19 protein-coding genes and 2 tRNA genes are annotated in these 20,744 nt (G+C 71.3%); 15 read left to right on the forward strand and 6 right to left on the reverse strand.

Annotated elements, in window-relative coordinates; translation table 11 throughout:
• The first annotated feature begins 100 nt into the window (after positions 1–100).
• The 3 genes from OG338_RS20595 to OG338_RS20605 all read left to right on the forward strand — a co-directional run bounded on the left by OG338_RS20595 (position 101) and on the right by OG338_RS20605 (position 1,343).
• A complete protein-coding gene (locus OG338_RS20595) occupies positions 101–439 on the forward strand; it encodes a hypothetical protein (RefSeq protein WP_405938726.1) in 339 nt (112 codons plus the stop codon).
• 173 nt (positions 440–612) lie between these two features.
• Positions 613–981 (forward strand): WhiB family transcriptional regulator, encoded by a 369-nt coding sequence (locus OG338_RS20600; protein ID WP_018105532.1) that lies wholly within the window; start codon positions 613–615, stop codon positions 979–981.
• A gap of 32 nt (positions 982–1,013) precedes the next feature.
• Complete coding sequence (locus OG338_RS20605) at positions 1,014–1,343, forward strand: hypothetical protein (protein ID WP_405940484.1); 330 nt, start codon at positions 1,014–1,016, stop codon at positions 1,341–1,343.
• A gap of 238 nt (positions 1,344–1,581) precedes the next feature.
• On the opposite strand, the gene OG338_RS20610 is transcribed toward OG338_RS20605, so the two are convergent.
• Positions 1,582–3,108, reverse strand: a complete 1,527-nt coding sequence (locus OG338_RS20610) for an ABC1 kinase family protein (RefSeq protein ID WP_405938727.1) — start codon at positions 3,106–3,108, stop codon at positions 1,582–1,584.
• A 41-nt stretch (positions 3,109–3,149) separates the two neighbouring features.
• Entirely contained in the window at positions 3,150–4,298 is a 1,149-nt protein-coding gene (locus OG338_RS20615) for a ThiF family adenylyltransferase (RefSeq protein ID WP_405938728.1), read from the reverse strand.
• Between the two features lie 191 nt (positions 4,299–4,489).
• On the opposite strand from OG338_RS20615, the gene OG338_RS20620 reads away from it, so the two are divergent.
• From OG338_RS20620 to OG338_RS20635, 4 genes are all read left to right on the forward strand, one after another.
• Positions 4,490–5,110, forward strand: coding sequence for a M48 family metallopeptidase (locus OG338_RS20620; protein ID WP_405938729.1), 621 nt, complete (start codon positions 4,490–4,492; stop codon positions 5,108–5,110).
• 131 nt (positions 5,111–5,241) lie between these two features.
• On the forward strand, positions 5,242–6,900 hold the full coding sequence (locus OG338_RS20625; protein ID WP_405938730.1) for a TerD family protein: 1,659 nt from the start codon (positions 5,242–5,244) through the stop codon (positions 6,898–6,900).
• A gap of 11 nt (positions 6,901–6,911) precedes the next feature.
• On the forward strand, positions 6,912–7,592 hold the full coding sequence (locus OG338_RS20630) for an AIM24 family protein (RefSeq protein ID WP_405938731.1): 681 nt from the start codon (positions 6,912–6,914) through the stop codon (positions 7,590–7,592).
• A 19-nt stretch (positions 7,593–7,611) separates the two neighbouring features.
• Positions 7,612–8,367: an AIM24 family protein gene (locus tag OG338_RS20635; protein WP_405938732.1), complete on the forward strand. Its 756-nt coding sequence runs from the start codon at positions 7,612–7,614 to the stop codon at positions 8,365–8,367.
• 71 nt (positions 8,368–8,438) lie between these two features.
• Here the strand turns inward: OG338_RS20635 and OG338_RS20640 are convergent, their stop codons facing one another.
• Together OG338_RS20640 and OG338_RS20645 are read right to left on the reverse strand one after the other, a co-directional pair.
• Complete coding sequence (locus OG338_RS20640; RefSeq protein ID WP_405938733.1) at positions 8,439–8,987, reverse strand: NUDIX hydrolase; 549 nt, start codon at positions 8,985–8,987, stop codon at positions 8,439–8,441.
• Complete coding sequence (locus OG338_RS20645; RefSeq protein WP_405938734.1) at positions 8,984–10,420, reverse strand: zinc-dependent metalloprotease; 1,437 nt, start codon at positions 10,418–10,420, stop codon at positions 8,984–8,986. Before OG338_RS20645 ends, OG338_RS20640 begins: the two co-directional genes overlap by 4 nt.
• Positions 10,421–10,609: 189 nt before the next feature.
• Between OG338_RS20645 and OG338_RS20650 the strand changes: the two genes are divergently transcribed.
• From OG338_RS20650 to OG338_RS20665, 4 genes are all read left to right on the forward strand, one after another.
• Entirely contained in the window at positions 10,610–11,752 is a 1,143-nt protein-coding gene (locus OG338_RS20650) for an SDR family oxidoreductase (protein WP_405938735.1), read from the forward strand.
• A 104-nt stretch (positions 11,753–11,856) separates the two neighbouring features.
• Positions 11,857–12,318 carry a molybdenum cofactor biosynthesis protein MoaE gene (locus OG338_RS20655; protein ID WP_405938736.1) on the forward strand — a complete coding sequence of 154 codons (462 nt, stop codon included), beginning with the start codon at positions 11,857–11,859 and terminating at the stop codon, positions 12,316–12,318.
• A gap of 127 nt (positions 12,319–12,445) precedes the next feature.
• Entirely contained in the window at positions 12,446–12,634 is a 189-nt protein-coding gene (locus OG338_RS20660; protein ID WP_018520835.1) for a hypothetical protein, read from the forward strand.
• 93 nt (positions 12,635–12,727) lie between these two features.
• Positions 12,728–13,819 (forward strand): PDZ domain-containing protein, encoded by a 1,092-nt coding sequence (locus tag OG338_RS20665; RefSeq protein WP_405938737.1) that lies wholly within the window; start codon positions 12,728–12,730, stop codon positions 13,817–13,819.
• 27 nt (positions 13,820–13,846) lie between these two features.
• On the opposite strand, the gene OG338_RS20670 is transcribed toward OG338_RS20665, so the two are convergent.
• Entirely contained in the window at positions 13,847–14,416 is a 570-nt protein-coding gene (locus tag OG338_RS20670) for a PPA1309 family protein (RefSeq protein WP_405938738.1), read from the reverse strand.
• A gap of 128 nt (positions 14,417–14,544) precedes the next feature.
• Between OG338_RS20670 and OG338_RS20675 the strand changes: the two genes are divergently transcribed.
• The 4 genes from OG338_RS20675 (at position 14,545) to OG338_RS20690 (ending at position 20,161) form a co-directional block, all read left to right on the forward strand.
• Positions 14,545–17,550 (forward strand): UPF0182 family protein, encoded by a 3,006-nt coding sequence (locus OG338_RS20675; protein WP_405940485.1) that lies wholly within the window; start codon positions 14,545–14,547, stop codon positions 17,548–17,550.
• Between the two features lie 52 nt (positions 17,551–17,602).
• Positions 17,603–17,676, forward strand: a tRNA-Met gene (locus OG338_RS20680).
• Positions 17,677–17,890: 214 nt separating this feature from the next.
• Positions 17,891–19,939 carry a sel1 repeat family protein gene (locus OG338_RS20685; protein ID WP_405938739.1) on the forward strand — a complete coding sequence of 683 codons (2,049 nt, stop codon included), beginning with the start codon at positions 17,891–17,893 and terminating at the stop codon, positions 19,937–19,939.
• A gap of 148 nt (positions 19,940–20,087) precedes the next feature.
• A tRNA-Met gene (locus OG338_RS20690) sits at positions 20,088–20,161 on the forward strand.
• 117 nt (positions 20,162–20,278) lie between these two features.
• On the opposite strand, the gene OG338_RS20695 is transcribed toward OG338_RS20690, so the two are convergent.
• Positions 20,279–20,698, reverse strand: a complete 420-nt coding sequence (locus tag OG338_RS20695; RefSeq protein WP_405938740.1) for a Fur family transcriptional regulator — start codon at positions 20,696–20,698, stop codon at positions 20,279–20,281.
• Positions 20,699–20,744 lie beyond the last annotated feature (46 nt).

Here is a 20,744-nt window from a genome sequence, read left to right on the forward strand (position 1 = left end):
AACAGCGGCTTCTCTGAAGCCCTGGATCCGTGCTGTACTTATCCGAATACGCAGGACCGGCCCGCCGGTCCCCCCGAGACGCCGAGAGGAGGCGATTGAAGTGATCAGCATCATCGAGACCAACAAAATGACCGATCTCTCGGTCGTCTCCGCCTGCTCGCTCGGCCTTCTCGCCCGTGCCCCGAAGTCCTCCCTGCGCGCCACCGGTGTGTCCGGCGTCTCCGCCGTCGCTCCGATGTCCCTGGCCGGTCTTCCCGTGCGGGAGCGCAATGAGCGACCGACCCAGGCACCGGCAGCAGCAGTAGCGAAGGGACAGGCCCCGGCCTATGCCTTTGCGGCCGTCGGTGCGGGAGCGGAAGCCGGCGTCACCGAGCAGACGAAGCAGCACCACACGATGTGGGCCTTCCGTGGGCCTGAACCCTGGAGTGATCCAGCCTGATCCAGCATCAGGCCGGCGCCTTCAGGGCCGCGGAACCCCACTCGGGATCCGCGGCCCTTTTGTTTTGCCTCAACGGGCGAGACAAGGAGAAGGGGCCTCGGGACAAGCAGGACCTGGTACCAGCCGCCCCCCGGCCAACAGGCCGGAAACGACCAGACGAGGACACCACCACCGTGCAACTCGAAGCGCACGCCCCGTCCGTACCGCCTTCCGACACGATCTCCCCGCCCGGCCTCACGGAGGACTCCACCTTGACCCCCCTCACTGCGCTCACCGCGCTCGACGACGCCATCGAGAACCTCGGTGTGCCCGTCCCCTGCCGCGCCTACGACCCGGAGGTCTTCTTCGCCGAGTCGCCGGCCGACGTCGAGTACGCCAAGTCCCTCTGCCGCACCTGCCCGCTTGTCGAGGCGTGTCTCGCGGGCGCCAAGGAGCGCCGCGAGCCGTGGGGTGTCTGGGGTGGCGAGCTCTTCATCCAGGGTGTCGTCGTCGCCCGGAAGCGGCCGCGTGGCCGTCCGCGCAAGAACCCGGTCGCGGCGTGACCGCCGACCTGGGGGTCCCGGCCCCCAAGCCCATGAAGCGCATCGGAACCATCGACCGTCCCCTGACCCACGATCCCCGAAACCAGGCTCCAATGACCATCCCCACCCCCACGTCCGAGCCCGCCGGCTCCGCGACCCCAGACGTCACCATCATCGGCGCGAACGACTCGCGTCAGAACAGGACCCGCGAAATGCAACTCATCCCAGAAGCCCTGGCCCGTGCGCATATGCACGAGCGCCTGCGCGAAGCCGACGCGGACCGTCAGGCCGTGCGCCTGATCTCCGCCCGGCGGATGCAGCGCCGCGCCGAGCGCGCCTCGATGCGCGCCCGCCGCGCGCTGGCCATGGCCGTCATGCACTGACCGGGCCCGGCCGGCCACGGAGGCCCCCGCCCGGACGCAGCCGCTCTCTGCGCCCGGCGGGCCACGCCTCCAGCACCACCCGCGCAGCAACACCCCACCCCGGGGCCGATCCGCCCAACGGACCGGCCCCGGGGTCGTTTCGGGTGCGGGCGGGGCGGTGCGGGGCGGGGCGGTGCGGGGTAGGGCGTGGCGGGGTACGGGCGGGACCCGGGACCCCGGTCGGCCGGCCCCAGCCCGGCTAGCCGGCGTCCACCGTCTCTGCGGACCTCGGCGCCGGCGGCACGTGCTCCGGGCCCTGGCCCTCCGAGCCTGAGTCCTTCGAGCCCGGGTCCTCCGGGGCCTCCAGGTCCTCCGCGACCTCGTCGCCCGCGAGATCCTCCGAGACCTCCTCGCCTTCCTCGCCCTCCGGCGGCAGGAAGCCCGGGAGCCAGGATTCGAGTTCGTCGCGGAGGCGGACCGCGGCGCCGAGCTGGCACAGCACCCCGATCGTGCTCAGCGTCACCCGGTGTATCAGCAGGTAGGACGGCGGCAGGTTCAGCTGCTTGCCCAACTGGTGGGCCGGGGAACGGGGATCAGCTATCCGGGCCGCCTGATGACGCATCCAGCTCCGGCTGAACGTGAACTCCTCCACCTCGGCCGGCTCGATGATCGGCAGCAGATAGTCCAGCACCGCGTCCGGTTCCAGGTCGATCGAGTCCTTGACGAACCCCTCCGCCCGCAGCATCTCGTAGACCGCGTCCGCGTCGCCCCCGAGCGTCAGCCGCAGTGCGTCCCCGATGGTCTGCGGCAGCCCGCCCGGCAGCCGGTCCACCGTCCCGAAGTCCAGCACCCCCAGCCGCCACGGCACCGTGTCCGCATCCTCGTCGCCGGACGCTTCGGTCTCCGGGTCCGGGGGCAGCAGCCGGAAGTTGCCCGGGTGCGGGTCGGCGTGGAGCAGGCCCGTGCGCGCGGGGCCGGAGAAGAGGAACCTCGCGAGCAGCTGGCCGGCCCGGTCCCGCTGCCCGGCCGTGCCGTCGGAGATCACATCGGCCAGCGGGACCCCGTCCATCCACTCGGTGACCAGCACCTGCGCCGACTGGTGGACCACCGCCGGGACCACGACATCGGGATCGTCCGCGAACTCCTCGGCATGCGCCCGCTGGGACCGCGCCTCCTGCTCGTAGTCCAGCTCCTCGGAGACCCGGTCGCGCATCTCCGTGATCAGCGGCTTGATGTCCATGCCCGGAACCAGCGGGCCCAGCAGCCGCGCGAACCGGCTGAGCTGGGTCAGGTCCGAGAGCAGCGCCTCGCCCGCGCCCGGGTACTGCACCTTCACGGCCACGTCCCGGCCGTCGTGCCACACCGCCCGGTGCACCTGGCCGATCGACGCCGCGGCCGCCGGCTTGTCCTCGAAGGTGAGGAACAGCTCCCGCCATTCCTCGCCGAGTCGTTCCGCCAGGACCGCGTGCACCGTGCCGCTCGGCATGGGCGGGGCGGCCTCCTGGAGTCGGGTGAGCGCCGCGCGGTAGGGCCCCGCGACCTCCTCGGGCAGCGCGGACTCGAAGACGGACAGGGCCTGGCCGAGCTTCATCGCCCCGCCCTTCAGCTCCCCGAGGACCTTGAAGAGCTGGTCGGCGGTGCGCTGCTGCACCTCGCGGGCCACCAGCTCCGCCGACTTCCCGCCGATGCGCTTGCCCAGCCCCCAGGTGGCACGGCCGGCGAAACCCAACGGCAGCGCGGCCAGCTTGGCGGTACGGGTGACCGCCTTCCGGGGAAGATCAGACATATGCCCCTCCAATTCCCAGACTGCCGCGCTGCGTGCGGCGGTTACCCGGCCATTGTGTCGTGCGCCGTGCCGGCTTCGGAGGCGCGGACCCCCTCAGTGTGACCGGCGGCGCCACAGGAACAGTCGAGGTGCGCCCCGATCCGTTCCGACCTCCAGTCCAACAGCGGCAGCGCCGCCTCCCACCGCGCGCCGGTGCTCACGGGCAGCTCGCCGTCCAGGAAGGCCAGCGCGTGCGCCGCCGCGAGCCCCGCCACCGCCGTCGCCAGGCCCAGGTCGCACGCCTGGGCCGCGCCGCGCCGCCCCGACTGCCACTGCGCCAGCATGCGCGGCCACTGCGGATCCCGGTCCCGCCGGTGCAGCTGGAGGCAGCCGGCGCAGGCCGTGCCGCCGGGCAGCACCAGCGGCCCGACGAACCCGGTGGCCTCCATCACCCCCGCGTACAGATGAGGGGTGCCCGAGGAGATCCACGGCTCGGCGGTGCCCGGATCGGGGACGTACGCCGAGAGTCCGTCGCGCGGGGCGACCACGATGAGGGACAGCCCCGGCTCGTGCCCGGCCGGACCGCAGCCCGGGGCCCCGGGCGCCCGGGGCCCCGGGCCGGGGGCCGACCGGCGGACCAGCTGCCGGGCCGCCAGGTCCCTGCGCTCCCCGACCGCGGAGGCGGGCAGCCCGCCCGGGGACACGTCCCCCGGCTCCGTACACCCGCCGTCCATGACCTCCACCCTTCCGACCCCCGCTCCTGAGAGCACCGCCGCGACGGCCGCGCCGACCCGGCCCGCGCCCCTGACCTGCACCCGCATCGAGCGGCGGGCCGCGAGTCTGCGCATCCCCGCGCCGGGCTCGGGATGCACGACGGAGAGCGAGGCCAGGTCGGGCCGGTGGCGCTCCAGGACATCGGACCTGGCCCGCAGCGCTTCCGCCGCCGGTCCGCCCGCCCGTACGTCGTCCACGAGGCCGGCGTCCACCAGCCGCGTCACCAGGGTGTCCACATGACGCTCGGTCAAGTCCATCGCCCTGGCCTGTTCGCGGAGCAGCGGCATGCCTCGGGTGCCGTCGAGCAGTTCCATGAAACAGCCCGTCGCGATATCCATCGGGCCGACCTTCACCGCATGTGCGGGTGTCACTCCGAATTGCACGGTGTCCCCGCCCCGCCAAGCGCGGCGCAGTGCGGGCTTCAACATCGGATGCACGGCTTCCCCCGGTCTGTGTGTCTGTGTCTGCGCGTGTTCCTTTGCCAGAATGCAGCGGGGCGCCGAGACGTGCGGAAAGTTATCCACAGGCGTGGGTATTAGTCGTTCAAATGGTGCAAGGCGTGAAGCCGATCATGGAGAACCGTCCCGGAGGCGGGACTTCCCCCGCACACAGCGGGTAACGTCGAGATGTGCCCGCCGACCCGTCGCCCGGCTCCGCCGGGGAGCCTGCCGTGCCCGGCGCCGGACCCCGCCGGCGCGGTGCGGACCCTGCCCGCCGCGTCCCGGCGACGAGCGCGGTCGAGGTCCGCAGAAGCGCCCGCCGGAGCAGAACGGTCTCCGCCTACCGCGAGGGCGACCGCACGATCGTGCTCATCCCCGCCCGGATGTCCGAGGCCGAGGAGCAGCGCTGGGTGGACGTGATGCTCGACAAGCTGGCCGCCCAGGAGAGCAAGCGCGTCCTCGGCGACACCGAGCTCGCCGCGCGGGCAGAGCGCCTGTCCGCCCAGTATTTCGAGGGCCGGGCCAGGCCCGCGTCCGTGCGGTGGGTGACCAACCAGAACACCCGGTGGGGCTCGTGCACCCCGTCCGAGGGCAGCATCCGGCTGTCGCACCGGTTGCAGGGCATGCCGGAATACGTCGTGGACTACGTGCTCGTCCATGAACTCGCCCACCTCCTGGTCCCCGGGCACGGGCCCCGGTTCTGGCGGCTGCTGGACGCCTACCCCCGCACCGAGCGGGCCCGCGGCTATCTGGAGGGTGTGGTGGCCGCCGACCGGCTGCCGCATCTGCCGGCCGCACGCGGCGAGTGACCGGTGGTGGCGCCGGGTGAGCGGTGCCGGGTGTTTCTGTACCGGGTCTGTACCGGCTTCGCCCGATGCCGGAGTTTGCGGATAGCCTGACGCGACGCATTCACCTTCCGGATGGGGGACGGTCGTTACGCATGGCCAGGGAATTCCAACGCGGCCACAAGGCCAAGATCAGCGATCTCACGCCGGGGACGGACCTGTACGTAGGGGTGCAGATCGCCGGCCCCGGGCTGAGCTTTGACATCAGCTGCTTCGGGCTCGATGCCAATGAGCAGCTCTCCGACGACCGGTATTTCATCTTCTTCAACCAGCCGAAATCCCCCGAGGAGTCCATTCAGCTCCTCGGCGCCCAGGCCGGTGACACCGAGTCGTTCCGCGTCACCCTGGACCGTATTCCGGCGAACATCCACAAGCTGTCGTTCACCGCGACCGTGGACGGTGCCGGACAGATGTCGCAGGTCGGACCCGGATACATCCGGATTGTCGCGGGCGGCGAGGAAGTCGTCAGGTACGCGTTCAACGGCTCGGAGTTCAGCACCGAGCGTGCCGTCATGCTGGGCGACTTCTACCTCAAGGACGTCTGGCGCTTCGCCGCGGTCGGCCAGGGCTTCGACGGCGGCCTCGAAGCGCTGCTGAAGAACTTCGGCGGCGAGGTCGCCGAGGAGGAACCGGCCGCCCCCGCGCCGCCGCAGGGCGCCGCCCCGTCCTTCGCGCCGCCCGCCCAGGCAGCCCCGGCCCCGTCCTTCGGCGCCCCGGCAGCCCCGCAGGCACCCCAGGCACCCCAGCCCCCGCAGCCCGCGCCCTCCTTCGGGACCCCGCCGCCCGCCCCCGGCCCGGCGCCGACCCCGCAGCAGCAGATGCACGCCGCGCCGACGATCATCGCTCCGATGACCCCGCCCGGCGGCACCGTGCCCCCGCCGCCCGCGCCGGCCCCGTACGGGCAGCCCGGCCAGCAGCCGCAGCAGCACTTCGGACAGCCGCCCCACCAGCCCCAGCAGCAGTTCGGGCAGGTCCCTGGCCAGGCGCCCGCGCCCTACGGACAGCAGCCCCCGTCCCCGTACGGCCAGCAGCCTCCCGGCATGCCGCCGGGCGGGCAGGGCATGCCCGGCGGCATGCCGCAGGCCGCCGGTGCCGGTCTCCAGGCCGCGCTCCAGCTGTACAAGGAAACCGAGACCGGCCAGCGCTGGACCCCGCAGAACGGCAAGCTCATGCGGGTCGACCTCGGTATGAGCGGTGGTGCCGGCGTGCTCGCCCGGCAGGGCAGCATGGTGATGTACCAGGGCAAGGTCGACTTCAGCTACAAGGGCGCGGGTTTCGCCGGCCGCCTCGTCGGGAACGCCACCGGCCAGGAGATGCAGCTGATGCGCTGTACCGGCCGCGGACAGGTCTTCCTCGCCGAGGACAGCACTCATCTGCACGCCGTCGAGCTCCAGGGTGACGGCATCTGCGTCTCCGCCGAGAACGTGCTCGCCTTCGACGAGTCGCTCCAGTACGAGGTCCGCCGCATCGAGGGCCACGGCATCCCCGGCGGCGCCCTGTTCACCATGCAGTTCCAGGGCACCGGCACCATCGTGATCAAGACCCACGGAACCCCCGTCGTGCTCCCGGTCACCCCGACCACCTTCGCCGACTGCAACGCCGTCGTGGCGTGGTCGTCCGCATCGCAGGTGATCATCTCCAGCCAGGTCCGGCTGCGCCGCAACGCGTACCCCGGACACAGCGGCGAGACCGTGAACCTCCAGTTCCGGGGCGCGCCCGGGAACTTCATCGTCGTCCAGCCCTACGAGGTCTGAGGGAGCCCGTCATGAACCAGCAACTCGCGGGCTACGCCCCGACCCCCGTCACGGCACGGATGGAGAACCACGGCCATTCCATGCTGAAGGTCGCCATGGCGACCGGCCAGGACCTCTACGCGCGCACCGGATCGATGGTCGCGTACGAGGGCTTCATCCAGTACGAGCCCAACCCGCCGGCCGTCCGCCAGATCGCCTCGCAGTGGATCACCGGCGAGGGCACGCCCCTCATGAAGTGCGCCGGCGACGGGCTGCTCTATCTCGCCGACTACGGCGCCGACGTCGTCGTCATCAACCTCAACAATGACTCGATCTCGGTCAACGGCACCAATGTGCTCGCTTTCGACGGCCACCTCACCTGGGGCGTCGAGCGGGTCAAGGGCCTCGCCAAGTTCGCCGGCCAGGGCCTGTGGAACGTCTGCATCTCGGGCACCGGCTGGGTCGCGATCACCTCGCGCGGCACACCGCTCGTGGTCGACTGCGGACGCGGCGAGGACGAGACGTACGTCGACCCGGACGCGCTGGTCGCCTGGTCGCCGAACCTCAAGGTGAAGGGCAAGCGCAGCTTCAAGGCGGCGTCGCTCATCGGCCGGGGCAGCGGCGAGGCGTTCCAGATGGCCTTCTCCGGCCAGGGGATCGTCGTCGTCCAGCCGAGCGAGGACAGCACCGACCGGCTGCGCGTCCGGCACTGACGGGGAGGGAGAACACACCATGCAGAGTTCGCTTTTCGGCCTCACGGAACAGCAGTCCCAGGACCGCTACACCATCCAGAACCCGCAGCTGCTGAGGGTCGCGCTGACCGGCCACGACGACGTCCTCGCCCGCAAGGGCGCCATGGTCGCCTACCAGGGGCTGATGGAGTTCGACGGCGAGTACCAGTCGAACAGCCAGCGCCGGTCCCGCGCCCACACCGGTGAGGGCCTGGACCTGATGCGCTGCTCCGGACAGGGCACCGTCTACTTCGCCAACCTCGCGCAGTACATCCACGTCGTGGACGTCGACCACGACGGCCTGACCGTGGACAGCTCCTACGTCCTGGCGCTCGACTCCTCGCTGCACACCGAGGTCATCGCGGTGGACAGCCAGTACGGCATCTCGGGCACCGGCAAATATCAGCTCAACATCTCCGGCACCGGCAAGGTCGCCCTGATGACGTCCGGCCAGCCGCTGATGATGCAGGTCACGCCCGACAAGTACGTCAGCGCGGACGCCGACGCCATCGTCGCCTGGTCCACCTCGCTGCGGGTGCAGATGCAGGCCCAGACGCACTCCTCGGGCGTCTTCCGCCGACGCGGCAACACCGGCGAGGGCTGGGAGCTCAGCTTCCTCGGACAGGGCTTCGCCCTGGTCCAGCCGAGCGAGCTGATGCCGCCGCAGAACGCCCAGATCGGACAGGGCCTCGCCGCCCAGTACGGCATGGGGCAGCACGGCGCGCACGGCCAGAACCAGGGCAACGCCTGGAGCTGAGCCACACGGCGAAGGTAAGGGGCGGCCTCCCAGGAGGCCGCCCCTTACCGATTGTCACGTCGTACGGGTGGCTACCGGCCGCCCTCCAGCACCGCGCGCGTACGCTCCATCAGCCGGATCACCGAGGCGTCGGCGACCCCGGCCACCTCGTCGTAGGCGAACCAGCGCAGATCCAGGGACTCGTCGCTGATGCTCTCGGTCGCCCCCGCCGGCGCCACCGCCGCGTACTGCACATCCAGGTGCCAGTGGCACGGCGCGGGGATCGGATGCCGGTCCAGCACCACGGGCCCGCCCGGCAGCAGCGTCAGCCCGGCGATCCCGGACTCCTCCGCGGCCTCCCGCAGCGCGGCCGCCGCGAGCGTGGCGTCACCGGGCTCGCAGTGGCCGCCCATCTGGAGCCACATCCGCAGCTTCCGGTGCAGAGTGAGCAGCACCCGGCCGTGCTCCGGGTCCACGACCAGGGCGCTGGCCGTCAGATGCCCGGCTCCGCAGGACTTCCACATGCCGTCCGGATGGCGCGCCAGGTGCTCCAGATACGTGTCGCGCAGCTCCTCCTGGGCGGGGCCGGCTCCCGCCCCGTAACCCTTCAGTACGAGGACGGCGTCATCGTGCAGGCTCACTTGTCGGAGTCGTCCTTGCCGTCGCCTTCGCCCTCGTCCGGGGCGTCCGCACCCGGCTCGGGCTTCTTCGGGCCGTTCGCCGCCTCGCCGAGCATCTTGTCCAGCTCGGAGAAGTCCAGCTGCTCGTGGTGGACGAAGCCGTCCGGATCGTCCAGGTCGTGAGCGGTCGGGAGCATGTCGGGGTGCTCCCACAGCGCGTCGCGCCCCTCAAGACCGCGCGCGTCCGTGAGCGAGGCCCACAGCCGCGAGGCGTCCCGCAGTCGGCGCGGACGCAGCTGGAGGCCGATCAGAGTGGCGAAGGTCTGCTCGGCGGGGCCGCCGGACGCACGGCGCCGGCGCATCGTCTCGCGCAGCGCGTCGGCCGAGGTCAGCCGGGACTTCGCGGCGGCGTGCACCACCGCGTCCACCCAGCCCTCGACCAGCGCGAGGGCCGTCTCCAGGCGGGCCAGGGCCGCCTTCTGCTCCGGCGTCTCCTCCGGCTGGAACATGCCCTGCTGAAGGGCCTCCTGCAACTGCTCGGGCTGCGAGGGGTCGAACTGGCCGACCACGTCCTCCAGCTTGCTGGTGTCGACCTTGATGCCGCGCGCGTACCCCTCGACGGCGCCGAACAGATGCGAGCGGAGCCACGGGACATGGGCGAACAGCCGCTGGTGGGCGGCCTCGCGCAGCGCCAGATACAGCCTCACCTCGTCCTGCGGGACGGACAGGTCCTTGCCGAACCGCTCCACGTTCAGCGGAAGGAGCGCGGCGCGGCCCGCCGGGCCCAGCGGCAGCCCGATGTCGGTCGAGCCGACCACCTCGCCCGCCAGCACACCGACGGCCTGCCCGATCTGCTGACCGAACATCGCGCCGCCCATCGACCGCATCATGCCGATCAGCGGGCCCGCCATCGCCTGCATCTCCTCGGGCAGCACATCGCCCATGGCGAGGCCCACCCGCTCGGCGACCGGGTCGACCAGCTGCTGCCAGGCCGGGAGCGTCGCCTCGACCCACTCCGCGCGGCTCCACGCCACGCTGGAGACGGCCCCGGACGGCATCGACGTCACCCCGTCCAGCCACAGGTCGGCCAGCCGCAGCGCCTCGTCGACCGCCGAGCGCTCGGCGGGGCCCACGCTCGCGTCCTTGGAGCCGTCCGGCGTGCCCTGCGACACCGTCTGCCGGGCGATCTGCTTGGCCATGTCCCAGTTGACCGGCCCGCCCTCGTAGCTCAGCATCTGGCCGAGCTGCTGGAAGGCCGCGCCCAGGTCGTTCGGGTTCATCGAGCCGAACATGGCGGCGAAGGGATTGTCACCGCCCGCGCCGGGGCCGAAGCCGAACGGGTTCGCCGGACCGCCCGAACCCTGCCCACCTCCGGTGGGGTCGTTCTTCTTGCCCTTGTCGCCGTCGTCCGGCTCCTCCGGCGGAAGGCCGAATCCGAATGGGGTGTCACTCACGGGTTTCCTCGGCTCGTAGGGCCGCCGGGGGAACCGACGGCGACTGCCCGACATCACCATCCAGCGTAGACACCAAGTCCGCTCAGGGCCTCAGTGCTCCGCCCGGTCCGGCCCTGCGGCAGGATGGACGCCACCTGGTACGTACGTGTCACGCGGGTACGTACTGAAGACAACCGCTGGAGCCGCCCGGTGAGTTCCCCAGATCCGCAGGTTCGCGCAGCGCGAAACCTGGCCGACCCGTCACCCGAGAAGAAATCCGCGCCCGGCCGCCCCAGAGGCCGCGGCCCGGTCGTGGCCGTCACCGGAGCCGCGACGGGCGTCGGTGAGCTGCTCACCGCCCGCCTCGCCGCCTCCGAGGAGATCAAGCAGGTCATCGCCATCGACGAGCGCCGGGGCGAGGTCTCCGACGCGACCTGGCACCTCCTGGACGTCCGGGACCCCGCCATCGCCGACAAGCTGCGCTGTGCGGACGTCGTCGTCCACCTGGCGCTCGACCTCGACCTGGAGACCGACCCCGCCGCGCGCACCGCCTACAACGTGCGCGGCACCCAGACCGTGCTGACCGCCGCCGCGGCCGCCGGCGTCCACCGCGTCGTCCTGTGCACCTCCGCCATGGTCTACGGGGCGCTGCCCGACAACGACCTCCCGCTCGCCGAGGACGCCGAGCTGCGGGCCACCGCCGAGGCCACTGGCGTCGGCGACCTGCTGGAGATCGAACGGCTCGGCCGTCGCGCCCCGCGCGCCCACCCCGGGCTGCACGTCACCGTCGTACGCCCCGCCGTGCTGGTCGGCGGCACGGACACCGCGCTGACCCGCTACTTCGAGTCACCCCGGCTGCTCGTGGTCGCCGGTTCCCGGCCCGCCTGGCAGTTCTGCCATGTGGAGGACCTGGTCACGGCGCTGGAGTACGCCGCCCTGGAGAGGATCGACGGGGAGTTCGCGGTCGGCTGCGACGGCTGGCTGGAACAGGAGGAGGTCGAGGAGCTGAGCGGGGTGCGCCGGATGGAGCTTCCCTCCGCCGTCGCGCTGGGCGCCGCCGCCCGGCTGCACCGGATCGGCCTCACCCCCTCGCCCGCGGGCGACCTGGCGTACACCATGCATCCCTGGGTGGTCAGCGTGAGCCGGCTGCACGACGCGGGCTGGCGCCCGGCCTGGACCAACGAGGAGGTGCTCGCCGCGCTCCTGGAAGAGGTGGAGGGGCGCCACACCGTCGCCGGCCGCCGCCTCGGCCGCAAGGACGCCACCGCCGCCGGAGCCGCCGGGGCGACCGTCGCACTGCTCGGCACCGCGGCCCTGGTGCGCCGCGCCCGCAAGGCCCGCCGCCGCATCTGAGCATCCGGTGCCCGGGCACCCTGTAGAAGACTCCAAGACGGGGCGCGGCCCGCCGGGCGAATCGGCAGTTCCGTCCCGTGGGTGCCGTACGGCACGATGGGGTCATGGCACTCACGTACGACCACCCCGGCGAGCAGACGGCGCAGGACCCGATCCGGCTGCTGGACATCCGTGACACGCCGCTGTCGGTGGACGAGGTCTTCCGGGCCGTCGGTGACGACGCCGCGGGCGGCACCACCCTCTTCGTCGGCACCGTGCGTGACCACGACGGCGGACAGGACGTCGACGGACTCGGCTACTCGTGCCATCCCTCGGCCGCCGCCGAGCTGCGCCGGGTGGCGGAGAAGGTCGTCGCCGACTTCCCGGTCCGGGCGCTGGCCGCCGTCCACCGGGTGGGTGAACTGCGGGTGGGTGACATCGCGGTCGTCGTGGCGGTCTCCTGCCCGCACCGCGCGGAGGCGTTCGCGGCCTCCCGGAAGCTCATCGACGACCTCAAGCACGAGGTTCCGATCTGGAAGCACCAGCGCTTCTCGGACGGCACCGAGGAGTGGGTCGGCGCCTGCTGAGCGCAAACCGGAACGGCGGGCATCCGCCCCGATTTGCGTAACCGCACCCCTGCCACGAGCGTTGGTTTTCCACATGGTTAATCTGCTGATCGGCCAGTAGGCCGTATCAGGGGGTAGGGAGGTCGGCATGGCAGCGCTCGCCTGGTTGTTGATTCCGGTTTTCGCCGCGTTCGGCGCGGCGATATGGGGAGGCTGGGCCGCCCGCAACCGCACCACCGGTGACGTCACCGAGCTCGCCGGGTACGCGAGGTTCCGCGAAGCTATGGAGAAGTCCCACTCCGGTTCCGAACCGGTGGAGCAGATATCGAACGTCTGAGGCCGCATCCCGCGTTCTCACCCCGCCCGCCCGCGGCCCCGTACGGACCGGCCCCGGCGGTGCACTGACAGACCCTTCCCGTACTGTCGTTCCATGCCACGCCGCACCGCGACGATGCTCGCCTCCACGCTGATCCTGATCGCGCTGATCATGGCAGGCGTGCTGATCAAAGTGCCGTACTCGGAGATGTCTCCCGGTCCGACGGTGAACACGCTCGGTGACGTCGAGGGCGATCCCGTCCTGCGGATCACCGGCCACAAGACGTACAAGACGTCCGGCAACCTCAATATGACGACGGTCCGCGTCACCGGCGCCGACTACAGCATGAATCTGGTCGAGGCCGTCGCCGGTTGGCTGGGTCACGACAGCGTCGTCGTACCGCACGACACCCTCTACCCGGACGGCAAGACCGAGGAGGAGTCGACGCAGGAGAATGCCGAGGAGTTCAGCCAGTCCCAGGAGAGCGCCAAGGTCGCGGCCCTCAAGGAACTGAACATCCCGGTGACCTCGCACGTCGTGGTCTCCAGCGTCGTCAAGGACAGTCCCTCGCAGGGCAAGCTGCACGCGGGCGACATCATCAAGAACGTCGACGGCACCGCGGTCGAGAAGCCCGAGGACGTCGCGAAGCTGGTCACCAAGCACAAGCCCGGCCAGGACGTCACCTTCACCGTGATCCCGGCCAAGAACGCGGCGGCGGCCGAGAAGGCCGGCAAGGAGCCCGAGGGAACCGAGAAGATCACCCTCACCACCGTGAAGGCCGACCCCGACGAGAACCGCGCGATCGTCGGCATCCAGGCGGGGACCGACCACACCTTCCCCTTCGACATCGACATCAAGCTCGCCGACGTGGGTGGTCCGAGTGCGGGGCTGATGTTCTCGCTGGGCATCCTCGACAAACTGACCCCGGGGCAGCTGACGGGCGGCAAGTTCATCGCCGGCACCGGCACCATCAACGACGACGGCGAGGTCGGCCCGATCGGCGGGATCACCATGAAGCTGGTCGGCGCGCGCAACGCGGGCGCACGCTACTTCCTGACCCCCGACGACAACTGCGCGGCCGCCGCGGCGGACACGCCCGACGGGCTCACCCTGATCCGCGTCAAGAACATCGACGACGCCAGGAAGTCGCTGGACAAGCTCCGTACGGGGGACACGGCCGGGCTGCCGAGCTGCTCGGCAGGCTGACCGCGCCCCCGCGACACACGGCGGCGGTCAGGACTCGAAGGTGGCCGCCAGCGCCTCGGCCAGCCCCGGCACGAGACCGGCGCCGGTCAGCACCTCGCTCGCCGAGTCCTTCTCGCGCAGGCGTACGGCGGACTCGCGCGCCCCGTCCCGCAGGACGGCCACGGTCATCCGCACCTCCTGCCGGTCCGGGTGCTCGGCGACCCACTTGGTCAGCCGTTCGTCGTCCAGCCCGTCCGGCACGGACGCCTCGGCGGACGGCGGCAGCATCAGCCGCTCCACCGTCATCGCACACCCGGCGACCGCGTCGGGCCAGGCGATCGTGGCGAGGAACTCGTCCAGCGCCGTGCCCGCGGGCAGCTCCTCCTGCTCGACGGGGGTCAGCGCGGCGGCCTTCGCACCGTCGTCGTCAAGGCCGAGCTGGGTGGCCAGGCCGGGCTCCTGCGCCCGCAGCCGCGCGGTGTCGACCAGGGCGAAGAGGCGGGCCGGCTGGTCCCAGCCGAGGGTGGAGACGTACTCATCGATTTCGAGCACCGCGACGGTGAGCGGGCTCGCGGCCATCGGGGGGCCTGAGGGGGAAACGTTGGACATGGACAACATCCTGCCTCCTTCCGCCCCCGGAACGGGAACTAGGTAAAGCATCAGTAAGTTGAAGGGATGGGCTCTACGATCGCTGGGCCCGCTCCACACGACCCGCGAACTTCGAGGTGCGCACGTTGGCTTTCCAGATGCCGGACCGCGGCGGAGGCCCGACCGGGCCACGGATCAGAGTCGGCCGCCCGTCCCGGCGCGCCCGAACCCTGCTCATGACTCTGGGCGTCCTGGCGATTCTCGCCATGGCGTTCGTCATGTTCGCCGGGTTCTGGACGGACTGGCTCTGGTACCGGTCGGTCGCGTATTCGTCCGTCTTCACCACCACCCTGTGGACCAAGATCGGGCTGTTCCTCGTCTTCGGACTGCTGATGGCCCTGGCCGTCGGCCTGAACATCTGGCTCGCGCACCGGCTCCGGCCGCCGCTGAGCGCGATGTCGCTGGAGCAGCAGAGCCTGGACCGCTACCGGATGAGCCTCGCCCCGTACAAGAAGTGGGTGCTGCTCGCGGTCACCGCGCTGGTCGGTCTGATCGCCGGCGCCTCCGCCTCGGGCCAGTGGCGGACCTGGCTGATGTACGTGAACGGCGTGTCGTTCGGCCAGAAGGACCCCCAGTTCCATCTGGACGTGTCGTTCTACGCCTTCGATCTGCCCTGGTACCGCTTCCTGCTGGGCTTCGGCTTCGCGGCCACGGTGCTCTCGCTGATCGCCGCCGCGCTGACCCACTACCTGTACGGCGGGCTGCGTGTCACCAGCCCCGGCGCGCGGGCGACGGGCGCGGCCACCGGCCACCTGTCGGTGCTGCTCGGGGTCTTCGTCACCCTGAAGGCCGTGGCGTACTGGCTCGACCGGTACGGCCTGGCGGTGAAGTCCAGTGACTTCAAGGCCACGGACAACTGGACGGGCCTGCGGTACGTCGACGCCAACGCGTACCTTCCGGCGAAGACGATCCTGTTCTGCATCGCCGCGATCTGCGCCGTGCTGTTCTTCGCGACGCTCTGGCGCCGGACCTGGCAGCTGCCGGTGATCGGCTTCGGGCTCATGGTGCTCTCGGCCATCCTGATCGGCGGCCTCTACCCGGCGATCGTGCAGAAGTTCCAGGTCCAGCCGAACGAGCAGGCCAAGGAAGCCCCGTTCATCCGGAAGAACATCGAGGCCACGCGCAACGCGTACGGCATCGATGACGCGCAGGTCTCGGACTACACGGGCAAGTCCACCGAGGACGACGACACCAAGCTCCGGGCCGCGGCGAACGACGCGGCCAGCTACCGGGTGATGGACCCCAACGTCGTCTCGCCGGCCTTCCAGCAGCTCCAGCAGAAGAGGAACTACTACCAGTTCCCCAAGACGCTGGACGTCGACCGGTACAAGGACTCCTCCGGCAAGGAGCAGGACACGGTCATCGGTCTGCGCGAGCTCAACATCCAGGGCATCCCGAAGCGCAACTGGATCAACGACCACTTCACCTACACCCACGGCTACGGCGCCATCGCCGCCCGGGGGACCACGACCGGTAAGAACCCGAAGGGATCTCCCGACTTCACCGAGTCCGGACTGCCGACCACCGGCGACCTGGGCACGTACAAGCAGGAGATCTACTACGGCGAGAAGACCGAGCAGTACTCCATCGTCGGCGGGCCCCAGAAGGAGCTCGACTACGAGGAGGACGGCGAGAAGACCACCAGCTACAAGGGCAACAGCGGGGTCAGTCTCTCCAGCACGTTCAACCGCGCCGCGTACGCCGTGGCGTTCAGCGAGCCGCAGATCCTGTACTCGGGCGCCATCGGCGACGGTTCGCGGATTCTCTACAACCGCACGCCCAAGGAGCGCGTCGAGGCGGTGGCCCCCTGGCTCACCATCGACGGCGACGCCTACCCGGCCGTGGTCAACAAGCGCATCCAGTGGGTGGTCGACGCCTACACGACGACCAACGGCTACCCGTACGCCTCGCGCACCACGCTCGGCGACACCACGGCCGACTCGCTGACCACCAACCAGCGCGCGGTCGTCGCCCAGCAGAACCAGGTCAACTACATCCGCAACTCGGTGAAGGCGACCGTCGACGCGTACGACGGCACGGTCACGCTGTACGAGTGGGACACCAAGGACCCGGTCCTGAAGACCTGGCGCAAGGCGTTCCCCGGGACCGTGAAGTCCAAGGCGGACATCCCGCAGGACCTGATGGACCACCTGCGCTACCCGCAGGACCTGTTCAAGGTGCAGCGCGAGCTGCTGACCCGTTACCACGTCACGAGCCCCGCCCAGTTCTACAGCGGCAGTGACGCCTGGCAGGTCCCGGACGACCCGACCAACAAGGAGTCCGGCTCCGTCCCGCCGTACTACCTGAGCATAAAGATGCCGGGTCAGACGGCTCAGAAGTTCTCGCTCACCACGACGTTCACCCCGAAGGGGCGGCCCGACCTCGGGGCGTTCATGGCGGTGGACGCCGATGCGGCCAGCAAGGACTACGGCACCATAAGGCTCCTGAGAGTCACCGGTGCGGTGAAGGGCCCCGGGCAGGTACAGAGTGAGCTCAACGGCAACGACGACGTCGCCGAGTTCGTGAGAAACCTCAAGGGCACCGACTCCGACATCGAGTACGGCAACCTGCTGACCGTGCCGCTCGAAGGGGGCTTCCTCTACATCGAGCCGGTCTACACGCGCGGTGGTACGCAGAACTACCCGCTGCTGCGCAAGGTCGCCGCCTCGTACGGCTCGAAGATCGTCTTCGAGAACAGCCTCGGCGAGGCCCTGAACGCCGTGTTCGGCGCCGAGGGCTCCGATACGAGCGAGCCACCGGGCGACACCACCGAGCCGCCGGACACCAGTCAGCCGCCGGCCACCGGTGACGCCGCGCTCAAGAAGGCCATCGCGGACGCCCAGAAGGCGTACGACGAAGGCGAGGCGGCCCTGAAGAAGCAGGACTGGACGGCCTACGGCAAGGCGCAGACCGATCTTCAGGACGCGCTGGAGCGGGCCGCCGCGGCCCAGTCCAAGGCGGACAGCGACGGCAAGGCCGACAAGTCCGACGACGGCAAGGCGGCCAAGCCCGACAAGGCGAGCCAGGCCGGCGCTTCGGACAAGGCCGGTGCCACGGACAAGGCCAGTGCTTCGGACAAGGCGGGTGATGAGGGCGGGGGCTGAGTAACCCGGTAAAGCTCCACCTCCGCGTCGTGATACGGTTTGAACACAACGACGCGGGGTGGAGCAGCTCGGTAGCTCGCTGGGCTCATAACCCAGAGGTCGCAGGTTCAAATCCTGTCCCCGCTACTGAAAGACGAAGGCCCGGATCCTCCAGGGGATCCGGGCCTTCGTCGTGCCGTGGTGGCCTGTTTCGCGAGGTGGGCGTGAAGTGCGGTTCGAGGGGCACGAGTTGGCCCGAGACGTGTTTGACTTGTCTCTCTGTGGGCATGTCGACAAAACGCTGAAGTGACGTCACTGACCGCGATATACCAGGTGTACGCGGGTTACAGGTGGTGCGACGATGGTATTTATGGGGGACAGGTCAACTCTGTTGAAGACAGGGCGGTTTGCGCGGGGGCACGTCCATCCGGCGGAAAAGTTGGTGGATGAGGTGTTTGCCGCTGCCGCCGAGCAGTACAAAGACACCATCGAGAGCGCCGAGACTTCCGAGACCGCAGAGAGCATCGAGACCGCCGACGGTGTGGAGAACGCCGAGCGGGCGGAGACCGAGGCGAGCGCGGACGGCGCGGAGACCGAGGCACGCCACCGCCGCGCCGCCGACGCCGGTGACACCGCGTCGATGAGCGTGCTCGGCGCGCTGCTCCTGCGCCGGGGCGACCTCGCCGGCGCCGAACCCTACCTGCGGGGCGCCACCGCCGACGGGGACCGGGCCGCCGCCAACAACCTGGGCGTCCTGCTGCACCAGCGCGGCTACCCCGACGAGGCGGCCGGCTGGTGGCGCACCGCCGCCGTGGCCGGCTCCGCCGCGGCCGCGCACGCCCTGGGCCGGCACTTCCGCGAGCGCGGGGACGAGCCCGCCGCCGAGTACTGGCTGCGCCAGTCCGCCGAGCAGGGCCACGCGCTCGGCGCCTACGCCCTCGCCGACCTCCTGGAGCACCGCAGCGACGTCGGCGCCGAGCGCTGGCTGCGCGCCGCCGCCGAACAGGGCCACCGCGAGGCGGCCTACCGGCTGGCCCGCCTCCTGGAGAGCAACGCCGCCGACGCCGCGCACGAGGTGTTCGGCCGCCCCGGCCTGGGCCCGCGCACGGGCGCGGAGCCCGCCGCGGACCCGGGCACGGACCCCGGCGCGCCCCGCCGTGCCGCCGAGGGCGACGGCCCCGTCGCCGGCCCCGGCCACGCGCGCGGCGGCGAGGCCGAGCAGTGGTACCGGCAGGCCGCCGCGCGCGGTCACCGGCGCGCCGCCCTGCACCTCGGCGCGATCCTCGAACAGCGTGGCGAGCTCAAGGAGGCCGGGCGCTGGTACCTCATGTCGGCCAAGGCGGGCGAGGCCCGGGCCGCCTGTGCGCTCGGCTTCCTGCTGCGCGACGCGGGGGACCGGGAGAGCGCCGCCGTGTGGTGGCTGCGCGCCGCCCAGGACGGCGACGGCAACGCCGCGAATGCCCTCGGCGCGCTGCACGCGGCCCGGGGCGAGCAGCAGACCGCCGAGCGCTGGTACCGCGCGGCGATGGACGCGGGCGACGTCAACGGCGCGTACAACCTCGGGCTGCTCTGCGCCGCCCAGGACCGCACCGCGCAGGCCGAGCAGTGGTACCGCCGCGCCGCCTACGCGGGCCACCGCGAGGCCGCCAACGCGCTCGCCGTGCTCCTGCTCCAGGCCGGCGACCCGGCCGGCGCCGAGCCCTGGTTCTCCAAGGCGGCCGAGGCGGGCAGCGTCGACGCGGCCTTCAACCTCGGCATCCTCTACGCCGGGCGCGACGAGGACCGCACCGCCCTGCTCTGGTACGAGCGGGCCGCCGCGGCCGGGCACACCGAGGCGGCGCTCCAGGTCGGCATGGCGCTCCTGCACCACGGCGAGGAGCAGGAGGCCGAGCGCCACCTGCGCTGCGCGGCGGGCGGCGGCAGCGCGGAGGCGGCCTTCCGGCTGGCCGGGCTGCTGGACGCGCGGCAGCCGCCGCCCGGGCCGCCCGCGCTGGGCGAGCCGCTGCCCGAGAAGACCGAGTGCGAGGAGTGGTACGAGCGGGCCGCCGAACAGGGGCACCGCCGCGCCCAGGTCCGCGTCGGCATGCTCGCCGCCTCCCGGGGCGACGTGGAGAGCGCCGGCCACTGGTACCGGGCGGCGGCCGAGTCCGGCAGCCGCAACGGCGCGTTCAACCTCGGCCTGCTCCTGGCCCGGGAGGGCAGCGAGCGCGAGGCCGCCCTGTGGTGGACCCGCGCCGCCGCCGACGGGCACGGACGGGCGGCGCTGCGCCTCGCCCTGCTCGCCGCGCGCCGCGGTGAGCTGGCGGAGGGGCAGCGCTGGTGCGCCCGGGCGGTCGAGCTGGGCCCGGCGGAGGTCGCGGAGCGCGCGGCGCGGCTGCGCGAGGCCCTGCACCAGGAGCTGACGGCGTGAGCCCCGGGGCGGCCGGGCCGCCCCACGTCAGGGCGGCCCCGCAAACGAAGCCGCGCAACGAAGCCGCGCAAACAAAGCCCCGCAAACGAAGCCGCACAAACGAATTTGCACTGGTCCGAGCCGTCCCGTAGGGTTGTGAACACAACGACGCGGGGTGGAGCAGCTCGGTAGCTCGCTGGGCTCATAACCCAGAGGTCGCAGGTTCAAATCCTGTCCCCGCTACTGAAGACTGAGGGCCGGATCTTTTCGAAGATCCGGCCCTCAGTCGTATGCGTCGTCATATGCGCCGTCGTGTGCGCACGCGAAGACCGCCCCCGGCCCGGGGGCGGTCCGGTGCGTTCAGGCAGCGGCGGCGCAGTCCGGGCAGATGCCCCGGTAGGTCAGCTCGACGCCGGAGATCGTGAAGCCGAAGCGCTCGCCGGCCGGCAGGTCCGCCAGCGGGTCGCCCGACGGGTGCACATCGCGGATGGCACCGCACTGGGCGCACACCAGGTGGTGGTGGGCGCGGTGCGCGTTGGGGTCGTAGCGCTTGGCGCGGCGGTCGGTGGAGACCTCGATGACCTCGCCGAGGCTCACCATCTCGCCCAGCGTGTTGTAGACGGTGGCGCGGGAGATCTCGGGCAGCCGGGCCACCGCGCGGGCATGGACCTCGTCGGCGGTCAGGTGCACATGGTCCCCGTCGAGGACCTCGGCCACGACGCGCCGCTGCGCGGTCATGCGCCAGCCGCGTCCTCGAAGTCGTTCCAGCAGGTCACTCATGGGCGTCATTCTAGCAGCGCACGGGCCAGGTCTTGAATAGGTGCGA

This window comes from Streptomyces sp. NBC_00726 (assembly GCF_045161735.1).
In the GTDB taxonomy this organism is placed as follows: domain Bacteria; phylum Actinomycetota; class Actinomycetes; order Streptomycetales; family Streptomycetaceae; genus Streptomyces.